Genomic DNA, 13,720 nt, shown 5'->3' on the forward strand with positions numbered 1-13,720 from the left:
GCGTACTCCGCGACCGTCTCGAGGAGCCGGTAGCGCATACCGGCCTCCGTGGGAGCGGCCACGACCAGCGACTTGTCGACCAGCGCGCCCAGCAGATCCAGCACCTCGGACCCCTGCCCCGGCTCACCGCAGACCGCCTCCGCCGCCTCCAGGCCGCAGCCGCCCGTGAAGACCGCCAGACGCCGCAGGACCGCCCGCTCGGCCTCGTCCAGCAGCTCCCAGGACCAGTCCACCACCGCGCGCAAGGTCTGCTGACGCGGAAGGACCGTGCGCGCGCCCGAGGTCAGCAGCCGGAAACGGTCGTCCAGACGCTCCGCGATCTGCCGCGGCGTCAGCATCCGCAGCCGCGCCGCGGCCAGCTCGATCGCCAGCGGCAGACCGTCCAGCCGGCGCACGATCTCCGCCGCCGCCTCCGGATCGTCCGCCGCCCGGAACCCCGGCCGCACCGCCGCGCCCCGCTCCCCGAACAGCCGCACCCCCGTCTCCACCGGCAACGGCCCCACCGGCCGCAGCACCTCCCCCGGCACCCCCAACGGCTCACGACTCGTCGCAAGCACCGTCAACCCCGGACACCGCGCAAGCAGCACCTCCACCAACCCCGCCGCCGCACCCACCACATGCTCACAGTTGTCGAGGAGCAGGAGCATCCGGCGGTCCGCGCAGTGGTCGACGAGGCGGCCCGTCGGGTCCTCGCCGATGCGGAGTTCCTCGGCGCCGGCGCCGCGCAGTACGGTCTCGCGGGCGCCGACCGCGGCGAGCACGGCCTCGGTGACGGTCTCGGGGTCCTTGACGGGGGCGAGTTCGGCGAGCCAGACGCCGTCGGGCCACCCGCCGCCGACCGCCTCGGCGGCCTCCTGCGACAGGCGGGTCTTGCCGGCGCCGCCGGGGCCGAGGAGGGTGACCAGGCGGGTGGTGCGCAGGTCCTCCCGGAGGGCGGAGATGTCGTCCTCGCGGCCGACGAAGCTGGTGAGCCGGGCGCGCAGATTGCCCACCGCAGGCCCGGCCCCGGGCTTCTCGGCCGGGTGCGCCGCCGCCTCCAGCAACTCGGCGTGCAGCGCCCGGAGTTCGGGGGACGGATCCGCGCCGAGGCGGTCGGCGAGCGCGCGGCGGACCGCGTCGTACGCGGCCAGTGCCTCCGCCGAGCGGCCCGCGTCGCGCAGGGCCCGCAGGCGCAGGGCGTGGAGGGGTTCGTCCAGCGGGTGGTCCACGCACAGGGCGTCGAGCTCGGGCAGCACGGCGGCGGCCTCGCCCAGGGCGAGGGCCGCGGTCAGCGCGGCCCGGCGGGCGTCGAGCCTGCGGGCCTCCCAGCGGGCGGCCTCGGCCGCGCGGTCGGGCAGGTCGGCGAGGACGGGGCCCTTCCACAGGGCGAGGGCCTCGCCGAGGAGCTCGGCGGCCCGCCCCGGGCGGCCCGCGTCCAGCTCCCGCGTCCCCTCGGCGGCGAGCCGTACGAAGCGGTGCGCGTCGACGTCGTCGGGCGCGGCGGCCAGCCGGTAGCCGCCGTCGGTGGACAGCACCCGCTCGTGGCCGACCGCCCGGCGCAGCCGGCCCACCAGCGCCTGGAGCGCGGCGACCGGGTCGGCCGGCGGCTCGGCACCCCACACCTCGTCGACGAGCAGCCCCACGGGCACCGCGCGACCGGCCCGCAACGCGAGCACGGCGAGCAACGCCCGCACCCGCGGGCCGCCCACGGCCACGGCGGTGCCTTCTGACGTGTGGGCCCGCGTGGGGCCGAGGACCGAATAGCGCACGGGCCCCATTCTCCGCGAGGCCGCCCCGGCCCGGCGCCCGGCCACACCCCCTGCCCCGCACCCGCCGCCCGGCGCCCGGCCACACCCCCTGCCCCGCACCCGCCGCCCGGTGCCGCGAACCGGCACCCGCGGGCCCGCAGCCGTGGGCCCGCCTCAGGAACCTCAGGAACCCGCCTCAGGAACCCGTACGGCCGCCCGGTACGTTTCCCGCAACACAGCACGCCACCGCCCGACCGTACGCAGACCCAGACCGCCGCCCCCGGGAGCCCCGCATGTCCACGACCACCTCGCGCCACGACGAACGGCGGATCAGTCCCGTCTTCCTGGCGATCCTCGCGGTCATGGCCGTCACCGGCTGGGCCGTGTGGACGGACTTCGCGGCCTCCCCCGGCCTCGCCGTCTTCCTCTTCGTGACCTCGGCCTGGATCGTCTCGCTCTGTCTCCACGAGTACGCGCACGCCCGCACCGCCCTGCACGGCGGGGACATCACGGTCGGCGCCCGCGGCTATCTGACCCTCAACCCGCTCGCCTACACCCACGCCGTGCTGAGCATCATCCTGCCCGTGCTCTTCGTGATCATGGGCGGCATCGGTCTGCCGGGCGGCGCCGTCTTCATCGACCACGGCCGGATCCGGGGACGCTGGAAGCACAGCCTGATCTCGGCGGCCGGACCGCTCACCAACGTCCTGTTCGCCGTCGTCTGCACCGCGCCGTTCTGGCTCGGCGCCCTCGACGGCGTGCCGGTCGTCTTCCGTTACGCGCTCGCCTTCCTGGCGTTCCTCCAGGTGACGGCGGCCCTGCTGAACTTCCTGCCGGTGCCCGGCCTGGACGGCTACGGCGTGATCGAGCCCTGGCTGTCGTACCGGATCAAGCGGCAGATCGAGCCGTACGCGCCGTACGGCTTCTTCGTCGTCATCGCGCTGCTCTTCGTCCCCGCCGTCAACGGCGCCTTCTTCGACGCCATCGACGCGCTGATGCGGGCACTGGGCGTGCCGGAGCTGTCGCGCTACTGCGGCTCGAACCTCTACCGGTTCTGGCAGGACCAGCCGGAGATCTGCGCGGTCTAGCCGTCGACCGTCAGCCGGTGGTGGAGGTGGAGGTGGAGGTGGAGGTGGTGCGGCCGCGCTTCACGTAGTACCAGGCCATGTTCGAGGACAGGCCGGCGAAGAGCACCCAGATCACGCCGAGCCAGCTTCCCTGGGCGAAGGAGACGACGGCCGCCACGACGGCGAGGGCGCAGACGGCGAGGGCGTAGAGGGCAAGGCGGGGCATGGGGGTCGGCTCCTGTCCGGTACCGGTACGGCTGGTGGTGCCCGTCCAGTGTCCCCCATGCCCCTTTCGCGCCCGGTACCGGCTCGGCGGCCCCGGCCGGGCGGTCCGGACCGGGCGGCTCAGACGTCGGTGACGCGCAGGCCCGCGTGGGCCTTGTAGCGGCGGTTCACCGAGATCAGGTTGGCGACCAGCGACTCCACCTGGTGGGCGTTGCGCAGCCGGCCGGCGAAGACGCCGCGCATGCCGGGGATGCGCCCGGCGAGCGCCTGCACGATCTCGACGTCGGCGCGGACCTCGCCGAGCACCATCACGTCGGTGTCGATCTCGTCGATCGAGGCGTCCTGGAGGAGGACCGCCGACAGGTGGTGGAAGGCGGCGGTGACCCTCGAGTCGGGGAGCAGCGCGGCGGCCTGCTCGGCGGCGGAGCCCTCCTCCGGCTTGAGCGCGTAGGCGCCCTTCTTGTCGAAGCCGAGCGGGTTCACGCAGTCCACGACGATCTTGCCGGCGAGCTCCTCGCGCAGCGACTCCAGGGTCTTGGCGTGGCCGTCCCACGGCACGGCGACGATGACGACGTCGCTGCGGCGGGCGCATTCGGCGTTGTCGGCGCCCTCGACGCCGAGGCCGAGCTCGGCGGCCGCGGCCCGGGCGCGGTCCGCCGCGCGCGAGCCGATGATCACCTTCTGGCCGGCCTTGGCGAGCCGGTAGGCGAGGCCGCGGCCCTGGTCCCCGGTGCCGCCGAGGACGCCGACGACGAGTCCGGAGACGTCGGGGAGGTCCCACGGGTCCTTGGGGGCGGCCTGGGGGGCGGCCTGGGAAGCGGTGGTGGAGGAAGTCATGGCCCCGACATTACTGGCCGGTCGCCTCCGCGCCCCCGTACGGGTGAGCGCCTCCGCGACCCCCGTACGGGTGAGTCCGCGTCGAACGCCCGCGCGCGAGGGCCCGCCGGGGGCACCATGCGGCTCCATGGACGCCGTTCGTGTCGCACTGCTGCGTGAGGTCCTCGCCGGTACCGAGTGGCCGGCCGCCGCCCGCCGGTTCGCCGGCTCGCTGCGTTCCTCCGTCGTCTCGCGCGGGGGCGGGCTGCTGCTCGTCGGCACGGAGGAGTACGAGCCGTGGCACCTGGCCGCGCACCTCGTGGACGAGTCGGCCTGGTCGGGCCGGCCCGAGCTCGCCCCGACCCTGGTGCGGCACCGGGCACGGCCGGGCGACCCGGCGCACCTGGCGGTCGGGCTCGGCCGGATCGAGTCGGCGGGCCGGGGGGAGACGCTGCTGATGGTCGCGCCGTCGCGGCCCGACGCGGGGCTCCTCGAACGGGTCCACGACGCCCGCAGGGCGGGGGCGACGGTGCTGTCCCTGGACGCCGGCGACACGGAGCTGCTCGGCCTGGCGCACGAGACCCTGACGGTGCCGGCGGACGCGGAGGTCGACCTGGACACCGTCCAGCACCTGGTGAGCGCGGCCACCGGCGAGAACCGCCTGCCCCCGGCCCCACGGGGCCGTCCGACCCTCCGCGCCCGGCTGTCCCGGCTCGCGGACCACCTGACGGCTCCCCCGCCCCCTCGGTGGTGACGGCTCGCCCCCGGTGGTGACGGCTTGCCCCGGTGGCGCACGCCCGGTAATTCGGTTGCCCGGGGCACCGGGGCACGTCGAGCATGGGGCCCCGTGAAGCGCCTCGCCCTCGCCCGTCTGCTGCCCGACCTCGCGCCCTGGCGCTCGTCGTCGGACTACCGGCTGCTGTGGGTGCAGGGGCTCGTCACCGTCTTCGCCTCGTTCATGGCCCTGGTCGCGCTGCCGCTCCAGATCAAGGAGCTGACCGGCTCCCCCTTCGCCGTGGGCGTGATGGGGGCCGTGGAGCTGGTGCCGCTGGTCGTGTTCGGGCTGTACGGCGGGGCGCTCGCCGACGCGGTGGACCGGCGGAAGGTGATCGTGGCGACCGAGGCGGGACTCGGACTCCTCGCCCTGGTCCTGCTCGTGAACGCGCTGCTGCCGCGCCCGATGCTCTGGCCGCTGTACGTGGTCGCCGCCGGCGTCTCGGCCCTGTCGGGGCTGCAGCGGCCGGCGCTCGACTCGCTCCTCGCCCGGATCGTGCCGCACGAACAGCAGACGGCCGCGGCCGCCCTGAACTCGCTGCGCTGGCAGCTCGGCTCCATCGCGGGCCCGGCCCTGGCGGGCCTGGTCGTGGCGTACGCGGGGCACGCGGCCGCGTACGGGGTGACGCTGGGCGGCTACGCCCTGTCCGTCCTGCTGTGCCGGGGGCTCTCGCCCGCGCCGCCCGCGCGCGACGCCGACAAGCCGTCGCTGCGCGGCATCGCGGAGGGCGCGCGGTACGCCTGGTCGCGGCCGGTGCTGCTGGGCACATACGCGATCGATCTGGCCGCGATGTTCTTCGCCTTCCCGAACACGATCTTCCCGTTCCTCGCGGACGACCTGGACGCGGAGTGGTCGCTGGGCCTGATGTACGCGGCGGGGTCGGTGGGCTCGCTGGTGCTCGGGATGACGAGCGGCTGGACCTCGCGGGTGCGCCGGCACGGGCTGCTGGTGGTGGCCGGGGCGGCCGGCTGGGGGCTCGCCATCGCGGCGGCCGGCTGGTTCGCGAACGTGTGGCTGGTGCTCCTGTGCCTGGCCTTCGCGGGCGCCGGCGACATGCTGAGCGGGCTCGGCCGGTCGACGATCTGGAACCAGACGATCCCCGAGGAACTGCGCGGCCGCCTCGCGGGCATCGAGGTGCTCTCGTACAGCGTCGGCCCCCAGCTCGGCCAGCTCCGTGCGGGCGGCGTGGCCGGCTGGACGGGGACGCGGGCCGCGGTCTGGTCGGGCGGTGTGGCCTGCGTGGCGTCGGTGGGCCTGCTGTGCCTCGCGCTGCCCAGGCTGCTCACGTACGACGCGACGACGGACGAGGACGCCCTGCGGCGCAAGGCACAGCAGGACGCCCGGCGCGAGGGGCAGGCGGAGGCACAACCGGAGCCCCGGGAAGAGCCCCGGCCGGCCTCGGCCTAGTCGGAAACCGTTCCTGAAGCGGCCCGGAAGCGGTCCGCGACCGGTCCTGGCCTAGTCCGGGACCTCGTCCTTGCCCGTCGCGGTCCCGGTCCCGGTCCCGCCGCCCGACGTGTCGTGCCAGCGCGGGTCCGTCTCCCACTCGAGGTTCCGCTCCTTCGCGGTCTCCAGGGCGCGGGCGGCCTCCTCGCGGCTCCCGTAGGGGCCGAAGCGGTTCTTGGCCGGGCACTCGGGGCCCTCCTCCACCTTCTTGTGCTCCAGGCAGTAGAACCACTCGCCCGGCTTGCCGGCCGTACGCTTCTTGAACAGGGCCATCCTCGGCTCCTTCCTCCGTCACCATGCTGCCCCAGACGCGGTCGTTAGACTCGCTGACATGTCTGGCCAGTCGCTTCTCGTACCGGGGGAGCTCTCCCCCCACCGTTCCGTTCCGGGGTCCATCCGCCGCCCCGAGTACGTCGGCAAGCCCGCTCCTACCCCGTATTCCGGGCCCGAGGTGCAGGACTCCGACACCATTGAGCGGATGCGGATCGCCGGCCGCATCGCCGCGCGGGCCATGGAGGAGGCCGCCAAGCACATCGCGCCGGGCGTCACCACGGACGAGCTGGACCGGGTCGCCCACGAGTACATGTGCGACCACGGGGCCTACCCCTCCACGCTCGGCTACCGCGGCTTCCCGAAGTCGCTGTGCTCCTCGGTCAACGAGGTCATCTGCCACGGCATCCCCGACTCGACCGTCCTGAAGGACGGCGACATCGTGAACCTGGACGTCACCGCGTACATCCACGGCGTCCACGGCGACAACAACGCCACCTACCTCTGCGGCGACGTCGACGAGGAGTCCCGGCTGCTCGTCGAGCGCACCCGGGAGTCCCTGAACCGCGCGATCAAGGCGGTCAGGCCGGGCCGCCAGGTCAACGTCATCGGCCGGGTCATCGAGTCGTACGCCAAGCGCTTCGGTTACGGCGTCGTGCGGGACTTCACGGGGCACGGCATCAACTCGTCCTTCCACTCCGGCCTGATCATTCCGCACTACGACTCCCCCCACCACACGACGGTCATGCAGGCGGGCATGACCTTCACGATCGAGCCGATGCTGACGCTCGGCACGCACGAGTACGACATGTGGGAGGACGGCTGGACCGTGGTGACCAAGGACCGGAAGCGGACCGCGCAGTTCGAGCACACGCTCGTGGTGACCGAGACCGGGGCCGAGATCCTCACCCTGCCGTGACCGGGACACGTTGCCCCGGGCCGTTCCGTGGGTAGCGTTTTTACCGACAGGTCGTCGGGAACCAGTTGACTTAGGCAAGCCTAAGTCGGCAGGATCGTCCTCGATCGCAGGTTCCCGACCCCCTACGGTCCCGGAGGCACGCCTTGGACACCTTGGACACGCCCTTCTCGACGCTCATCCGCACCGCCTCGCACGAGCAGCACACGGAAGCGGAGTCGTCCACGTTCATGAGCGACCTCCTCGGCGGACGCCTCGCCGTCGACGCCTACGCGCGTTACACGGAGCAGCTCTGGTTCGTGTACCGCGCCCTGGAGGACGGCGCCGAGTCCCTGCGGGACGATCCCGTCGCCGGGCCCTTCATACAGCCGGAGCTGTTCCGCACGGCCGCCCTGGAGCAGGACCTCGCCCATCTGCGCGGCCCGGACTGGCGCGCCGGTCTCTCCGCGCTGCCGGCGACGGAGGCGTACGCGGCGCGGGTCGCCGAGTGCGCCCGCGACTGGCCGGCCGGCTATGTGGCGCACCACTACACGCGCTACCTGGGCGACCTGTCGGGCGGTCAGATCATCCGCGACAAGGCCGAGCGGACCTGGGGCTTCGCGCGCAAGGGCGACGGCGTGCGGTTCTACGTCTTCGACGCGATCCCCAACCCGGCCGCCTTCAAGCGGGCCTACCGGGAGCTGCTCGACGGCGTGAACGCCGACGACCTGGAGAAGCAGCGGATCATCGACGAGTGCAAGCGGGCCTTCGACTTCAACGGGGCGGTGTTCCGGGAGCTGGCGGGCGAGTTCCCGCTCAGCGCCGCCTGACGATCGCCGGGCACCGGCCGCCTGCCGGCCGGAGGCCGCCTGCGGATCAGACGGTGAGGGTCCGCTCCAGGCGGACCCGGCCGCCGAGTTCGACGATGCCGTCGGGGCCCGGGGCGGTGAGGAGCTGTGAGCCCCGGCCCTGGGTGATGTTGAGCGCCCGGCCGAGTTCGGCGGCGAGCAGCAGCGCCGCCGCGCCGGTCGCCTCGTCCTCGTCGATGCCGTCGCCGCGCCCCGGGAAGGCCCGCGCCCGTACCCGGCCGGCGGCCTCCTCCTCCCACGCCCAGGCGTAGATCCACTCCCCCGGTTCGGGCACGTCCAGGGCCTCCACCTCGGCGGCGGAACCGTATCGGCGCAGGGTGCGCGGCGGGACCCATTCAGCGCGGGCCTCGATCCAGGTGAACTCGCCGTCGCCGCGCACCCAGACCTCGCCGGCCGGCGGGTGGACGACCTCCAGGTCGAGCAGCCAGGCCGCGCCGACGAGCGGGTGGCCGGCGAAGGGGAGGCGCAGGCCGGGCGTGTAGATGTCGACGGTCCCGCGCTCGGGGTCGTCCACGAACACGGTCTCGCTGAAGCCGAGTTCCTTGGCCAGCGCCTGCCGGGCGGCCTCGTCGGGGTACCCGCGCCCGTCCCGTACGACACCGAGGGCATTGCCGTGGCGGCCGTCGCCCGCGCAGAAGACCCGCAGGACGTCGATGTCAGTGACCGTCGTGTTCATGGCGGAATTCAAGCATCCAGGCGTCCCCTTCGGCGGCTCCGCCGGGAATCGGCCAGGTGGGCGCGGGGCCCTCGCCGTACGCGGCGGAGGCGAGCGCCGCCGCGTACGAGCGGGTCAGCGCCCGCCGCGCGGGCGCCTGGCCTCGGATCCGACGGTCCTTCAGGTCACGGTGCGGGCGCTCTCTCCGATCCCGGCGCTCGCGCCGTTCCCGGCCCCGGTAGGGTCGGGTCCGTCCCAGCGGGTGGAGAAGCAGAAGGCGACCGAGACCGATGAGAAGGCTGAGGCGGCCCGGGCCGACGCGAGCCGGGCAGATGCGGGCGGGGCGGGGGCGGGCGGCCAGGACGCTGCTCGCCGCGGCGACCGCGTCCGTGCTGGCGCTGGCCGCGAGCGGGTGCGTGACGGTGCACGGCGAGCGGGAGCTGATCCCGGCGGCGACGCAGGCCGAGGCCGAGCAGGCCCTGAAGGACTTCACGGTCGCCTTCAACAAGGCGGACAAGGCCCACGACCCGGCGCTCTCCGCGGAGCGGGTCACCGGCGCGCTCGGTGAGATCAACCAGGCGGGCCTCAAGTCCCGTCAGGTGACGAGCCCCGGCGGCAACAAGGAGCACCGGCCGCTGGAGCTCACGGACGCGAAGTTCGTGATCCCGCGGAAGGCCGGCTGGCCGCGCTGGTTCGTCGCGGACACCGACTCCAACCGGGACACCGACCAGGGCGCGGGCGACAACCGCTGGCTCCTGGTCTTCCTGAAGGGCAGCGCCTCCCATCTGTGGGAGGTCGCCTATCTGTCGATCCTGACCCCGGACGAGGTCCCGGCCTTCAAGACCGAGGCGGGGTACGCGGTGCCGGTCGCCGCCGACACCGCCGACCTGGCGGTCGCGCCGGGGGACCTCGGCGAGCGGTACGCGGCCTTCCTCAAGGACGGCCGCCCCGGCCCGTTCGCGGCGGGCCCGCACACCACCGAGTGGCGGGCCGAACGGAAGCAGGTCGCGAACCGGCCCGGGCTCGTCACCCAGTACGTCGACCAGCCCGAGAACCGGGGCGACTTCGCCCCGCTCGGGCTGGCCACGGAGGACGGCGGAGCGCTGGTCTTCTTCGCCACCCGCTACTTCGAACGCCAGACGGCCGCCCCGGGCTACCGCCCGAAGGTCGGCCCGGACGTGCAGGCCCTGCTGACCGGCGAGATCAAGAACACGGTCACCAAGCGCTGGGTCTCCAGCCAGTCGGTGCTGGTGAAGCCGGCGGGCACGACGGCCGACGGCGTCGTCGTCGTGGGCCGCCTCCAGGGAGTGACGGCGGCGGAGGGCTCGTAGGCCCCCCTCCGCCGGGGCCCCGGGCGCCGGCGGGTACGGACGGCCCAGCAGCTCGGCGCCCCAGCGGCCCCGCGCCTCGGCGCCCTAGCAGCTCAGCGGCTCACCGGCTCAGCGGCCAGGCGACCCCGTGGTCCGCGGGCTCGCCCTGCTCCGCCTGTGCGGCCGCGTGGCGGGCGCAGGCGTCGGTGAGGGACTCCAGGAGGCTGAGGGGCTCGGGGAGAGGGTGTTCCGGCCCCCGGAGCCAGGCGAGGACCGGCTGGTCGCCCTCGTCGCCGGGGAGCCGGGACGGGGGGACGAGGACGTAGCTGCCGCGGCAGTGCCAGCGCAGCCCCGGGTGCTCGTCCATCGTCTCGGGGTGGCAGTCCAGCTCGCAGGGCCACCACTCGTCCTCGTCCTCGGGGGTGCCCCGGGTGGCGGTGAAGAAGAGCATGCGGCCCTCGGCGGGCCGTTCCTCCGCCGCGCCGGAGACGGCCACCGGCCCGACCTCGACGCCCTCGGCGAGCAGCCGCTCCAGGGCGGCGCGGCCGGCGGCGAGGGGGACGTCGAGGACGTCGTGGACCATGCCGGTGGCGGTGATGAAGTTGGCCTCGGGCTGGTTGCGGGCCCAGCGCTCGATCTGGGCGCGGTCGGTGGTCGACTGGGTCTGCCACGCGAAGGAGACGGGGTGGCGGGCCGGGGTGGGACAGCCGATCCGCTCACAGGAACAGCGGTAGCCGACCGGATACGCGGCGGGGGCGAGGGGCATCCCCGCGGCGGCGACGGCCAGGAGCGCCTTCTCGCGGTCGTTCTCGATATCGGCCGCGCTCCGCTTGGGGCGCCTGCGCAGCCATTGTGCGAGTTTGCTCTCCGTGCCGCGGTAGCGGCCGATGCCGTCGCCCATCTATCCCCTCACACCTCATGCTCGCCCGTTCGGTCTCACGGGCTCTCCATGGTCCCACCATCCTGCGCCTCGGGTGACCGGAGTCGGGAACCGGGGTCGACAAGCGCGCCGGGGAGGGGTCGGCGGCCGGTCCTCAGGAGCGGGGCGCGAGGCCCCGCAGGACGTGGTCGACGAGGGCGTCGGCGTAGGCGTGGGTGAGCGGCAGGGTGCGGTGCATCCAGCGGTGGTGGAGGGGGCCGACGAGCATTTCGAGGGCGATGCGCGGGTCGGCGCCGGGGTCGACGTCCCCGGCGGCCTGAGCGGCCTCGATGCGGCGGGCGTAGACCTGGAGCTGGGGTTCCAGGAGCTTGGCGGTGAACTCGGCGCCGACCACCGGATCGACGACGCCCTCGGCGGCGAGGGCGCGGCTGGGCCGGTCGAAGCGGGGGTTGTTGAGCTCGTCGACGGTGGCGCGCAGCACGGCCTTGAGGTCGGCGGCGAGGTCTCCGGTGTCGGGGATCTCACTGTCGAGGTCGCCGCCCACCGCCTCGGCCGCCTGCCCGGCGAGGTCGAGGAATGCCTCCAGGAGGACGGCGGCCTTGGAGTTGGCGGGCCACCAGCGGTAGATGGTCTGCTTGCCGACGCCCGCGCGGGCGGCGATGCCCTCGACGGTGGTCTTCGCGAAGCCCTGCTCGGAGACGAGGTCGAGGGCGGCGGCGTAGATGGCGCGGCGGGAGCGTTCGCTGCGGCGGGAGGAGTCGGGCGCCTTGGTGTCGGACATGGCCCCCAACCTACCAAACGGCGAGACGCTGCGTCTCGCTGCCCGTGTCTCTCTGCACTTCCGCATCCCTGTCACCACCCGCCTCCTCGCGGTGGCCCGCTCTTCATCCGAATCACCCGATCGGTCCACTGCGCACCGCCCCCGGAAAGCGGACCATGAGCTCAACGCTCATCGACCGCAGAGGAGCCCTCTTTGCGCACCACTCCGCGCGAGGCTTCGCCCCGCCGTTATCTGATGTGCCCACCCACGCACTTCGAGGTGACGTACTCCATCAACCCCTGGATGGACCCCACCAAACCGGTCGACCTGCCGCTCGCCCTCGCCCAGTGGGAGGACCTGCGCGACCGCTACCGCGCGCTCGGCCACACCGTCGAGCTGCTCGACCCGATCCCGGGCCTGCCGGACATGGTCTTCGCCGCGAACGGCGCGACCGTGGTGGACGGCCGGGTGTTCGGCGCCCGGTTCGCCTATCCGGAGCGCACCGCCGAGGCCGCGGCGCACCTGGCCTGGTTCCGCCGGAACGGTTACGCGGACAGCGACGTGCGCGAGCCGGAGCACGTCAACGAGGGCGAGGGCGACTTCGCCGTGACGGCGTCCTGGATCCTCGCGGGCCGGGGCTTCCGCTCCAGTCCGCTCTCGCACGACGAGGCCCAGGAGTTCTTCGGGCGGCCCGTGATCGGTCTGGAGCTGGTGGACCCGCGCTACTACCACCTGGACACGGCGCTGTGCGTCCTGGACGACGCGCGCGACGAGGTCATGTACTTCCCGGACGCCTTCTCCCCGGGCAGCCGCGCCGTCCTGGAGCGGCTGTTCCCGGACGCCCTGCTCGTCCCGGCCGAGGACGCCGCCGTGCTCGGTCTGAACGCGGTCAGCGACGGGCGGCACGTGCTGCTCCCGCAGACGGCGGTGGGCCTGTTCGGCCCGCTGCGGGAGCGGGGCTTCGAGCCGATCGGGATGGACCTGAGCGAGCTGCTCAAGGGCGGCGGCAGCGTGAAGTGCTGCACGCAGGAGCTGCGCGGCTAGTGCTCGTCCGGAGGCCAGGGGTCGCCCCACTCGGCGTCCCTGGCCGCCTTGTAGAGCGTGCCGTGCCGCTTGGTGACGGTCTCGCGCCCGAGGCCGTCGGGGCCGCAGAGGTCCAGGAGCACCTGGCCCTTGCGGATCTGCGGCTTGCGGGTCACCCGCGAGACGGCCGGGGTCACCGGGAAGCGGGTGGCGGCCACGTACGCGTACTTCTCGTCCTCGTACGGCAGCGAGCCGCCCTTCACCTTCCGGTGCAGGGACGAGCGGCTGACCCGGGCCGCGAAGTGGCACCAGTCGGTGCCCGGCACGATCGGGCAGGCGCCGCTGTGCGGGCAGGGCGCGGCGACGGTGAAGCCGTGCTCGATCAGCAGGCCGCGGGCGGCGATGATCCGCTCGTAGCCGTCCGGGGTGCCGGGCTCGACGATCACGACGGCCCGCGCGGCCCGGGCGGCCTCGGTGACCAGAGCGGTGCGGTCCGCCTCGGTGAGCTCGTTGAGCACGTACGAGACGGTCACCAGGTCGCTGTCGGGCAGGCGCAGCGCCCCGCCGATGCGCTCGCGGCGCCAGTCGGCCTCGAAGACGCCCCGGGCGAGCTCGGCGCCGATGGCGAGGGCCGGCTCGGCCCAGTCCAGGACGGTGGTGCGGGCGGCGCCCTCCCACGTCTCGGCGACCGCCCAGCTCGCCGCGCCGGTCCCGCCGCCGACGTCCGTGTGCGTGGCGGGCGCCCAGTCGGGCGCGGCGTCCGCGAGGGCGTACAGCGCGCCCCGTACGGCCTCGAAGGTGGCGGGCATCCGGTACGCGGCGTAGGCGGCGACGTCGGACCGGTCGCGCAGCACGGGCGCGTCGGTCGGGGTGACCCCCCGGTAGTTGGCGATCAGCCGCTCGACGGCCTGCGCGGCCTGCCGGGGCGGCAGCCCGTCGAGGACCGCGCCGAGCGCGGTGCGCAGGGTCTCGGCGGAGGGGAGGGAGGCGTTCACCTCGACA

15 protein-coding genes are annotated in these 13,720 nt (G+C 74.2%); 7 read left to right on the plus strand and 8 right to left on the minus strand.

Features of this window, described 5'->3' with window-relative positions:
- Positions 1–1,757 (minus strand): BTAD domain-containing putative transcriptional regulator (locus ABZ135_RS08315; protein ID WP_356693106.1); only part of this gene is annotated, 1,757 nt, incomplete at its 3' end.
- 263 nt (positions 1,758–2,020) lie between these two features.
- Between ABZ135_RS08315 and ABZ135_RS08320 the strand changes: the two genes are divergently transcribed.
- Positions 2,021–2,815: a site-2 protease family protein gene (locus tag ABZ135_RS08320; RefSeq protein WP_356693108.1), complete on the plus strand. Its 795-nt coding sequence runs from the start codon at positions 2,021–2,023 to the stop codon at positions 2,813–2,815.
- A 10-nt stretch (positions 2,816–2,825) separates the two neighbouring features.
- On the opposite strand, the gene ABZ135_RS08325 is transcribed toward ABZ135_RS08320, so the two are convergent.
- Entirely contained in the window at positions 2,826–3,020 is a 195-nt protein-coding gene (locus ABZ135_RS08325; protein ID WP_356693110.1) for a hypothetical protein, read from the minus strand.
- 119 nt (positions 3,021–3,139) lie between these two features.
- Positions 3,140–3,856 carry an NADPH-dependent F420 reductase gene (gene npdG, locus ABZ135_RS08330; RefSeq protein ID WP_356693112.1) on the minus strand — a complete coding sequence of 239 codons (717 nt, stop codon included), beginning with the start codon at positions 3,854–3,856 and terminating at the stop codon, positions 3,140–3,142.
- A gap of 127 nt (positions 3,857–3,983) precedes the next feature.
- Here npdG and ABZ135_RS08335 point away from each other — a divergent pair, with 127 nt between their 5' ends.
- Together ABZ135_RS08335 and ABZ135_RS08340 are read left to right on the plus strand one after the other, a co-directional pair.
- Positions 3,984–4,589 carry a hypothetical protein gene (locus ABZ135_RS08335; RefSeq protein ID WP_356693114.1) on the plus strand — a complete coding sequence of 202 codons (606 nt, stop codon included), beginning with the start codon at positions 3,984–3,986 and terminating at the stop codon, positions 4,587–4,589.
- A gap of 93 nt (positions 4,590–4,682) precedes the next feature.
- The gene (locus tag ABZ135_RS08340; protein WP_356693116.1) at positions 4,683–6,017 is read left to right on the plus strand and encodes an MFS transporter; all 1,335 of its coding nucleotides are present in this window, start codon (positions 4,683–4,685) and stop codon (positions 6,015–6,017) included.
- Positions 6,018–6,068: 51 nt separating this feature from the next.
- Here the strand turns inward: ABZ135_RS08340 and ABZ135_RS08345 are convergent, their stop codons facing one another.
- A complete protein-coding gene (locus tag ABZ135_RS08345) occupies positions 6,069–6,329 on the minus strand; it encodes a hypothetical protein (protein WP_356693118.1) in 261 nt (86 codons plus the stop codon).
- Between the two features lie 58 nt (positions 6,330–6,387).
- On the opposite strand from ABZ135_RS08345, the gene map reads away from it, so the two are divergent.
- Together map and ABZ135_RS08355 are read left to right on the plus strand one after the other, a co-directional pair.
- The gene (map, locus tag ABZ135_RS08350; protein ID WP_356693120.1) at positions 6,388–7,245 is read left to right on the plus strand and encodes a type I methionyl aminopeptidase; all 858 of its coding nucleotides are present in this window, start codon (positions 6,388–6,390) and stop codon (positions 7,243–7,245) included.
- Positions 7,246–7,397: 152 nt separating this feature from the next.
- A complete protein-coding gene (locus ABZ135_RS08355) occupies positions 7,398–8,051 on the plus strand; it encodes a biliverdin-producing heme oxygenase (protein ID WP_356693469.1) in 654 nt (217 codons plus the stop codon).
- Between the two features lie 46 nt (positions 8,052–8,097).
- Here ABZ135_RS08355 and ABZ135_RS08360 read toward each other — a convergent pair whose 3' ends face one another.
- On the minus strand, positions 8,098–8,766 hold the full coding sequence (locus ABZ135_RS08360) for a PhzF family phenazine biosynthesis protein (protein ID WP_356693122.1): 669 nt from the start codon (positions 8,764–8,766) through the stop codon (positions 8,098–8,100).
- 311 nt (positions 8,767–9,077) lie between these two features.
- Between ABZ135_RS08360 and ABZ135_RS08365 the strand changes: the two genes are divergently transcribed.
- Positions 9,078–10,076, plus strand: a complete 999-nt coding sequence (locus ABZ135_RS08365) for a hypothetical protein (protein WP_356693471.1) — start codon at positions 9,078–9,080, stop codon at positions 10,074–10,076.
- Positions 10,077–10,176: 100 nt separating this feature from the next.
- Here the strand turns inward: ABZ135_RS08365 and ABZ135_RS08370 are convergent, their stop codons facing one another.
- Both ABZ135_RS08370 and ABZ135_RS08375 read right to left on the minus strand, forming a co-directional pair.
- Positions 10,177–10,956 carry a bifunctional DNA primase/polymerase gene (locus tag ABZ135_RS08370; protein ID WP_356693124.1) on the minus strand — a complete coding sequence of 260 codons (780 nt, stop codon included), beginning with the start codon at positions 10,954–10,956 and terminating at the stop codon, positions 10,177–10,179.
- Positions 10,957–11,089: 133 nt separating this feature from the next.
- Positions 11,090–11,716 carry a TetR/AcrR family transcriptional regulator gene (locus ABZ135_RS08375; RefSeq protein WP_356693126.1) on the minus strand — a complete coding sequence of 209 codons (627 nt, stop codon included), beginning with the start codon at positions 11,714–11,716 and terminating at the stop codon, positions 11,090–11,092.
- Between the two features lie 192 nt (positions 11,717–11,908).
- Here ABZ135_RS08375 and ddaH point away from each other — a divergent pair, with 192 nt between their 5' ends.
- Positions 11,909–12,739 (plus strand): dimethylargininase, encoded by an 831-nt coding sequence (gene ddaH / locus ABZ135_RS08380; protein WP_356693128.1) that lies wholly within the window; start codon positions 11,909–11,911, stop codon positions 12,737–12,739.
- Here the strand turns inward: ddaH and ABZ135_RS08385 are convergent.
- Positions 12,736–13,713: a small ribosomal subunit Rsm22 family protein gene (locus ABZ135_RS08385; RefSeq protein WP_356693130.1), complete on the minus strand. Its 978-nt coding sequence runs from the start codon at positions 13,711–13,713 to the stop codon at positions 12,736–12,738. The genes ddaH and ABZ135_RS08385 overlap by 4 nt on opposite strands.
- Positions 13,714–13,720: the final 7 nt, after the last annotated feature.

The organism is Streptomyces sp. NPDC006339, from assembly GCF_040612775.1.
Lineage (GTDB): Bacteria > Actinomycetota > Actinomycetes > Streptomycetales > Streptomycetaceae > Streptomyces.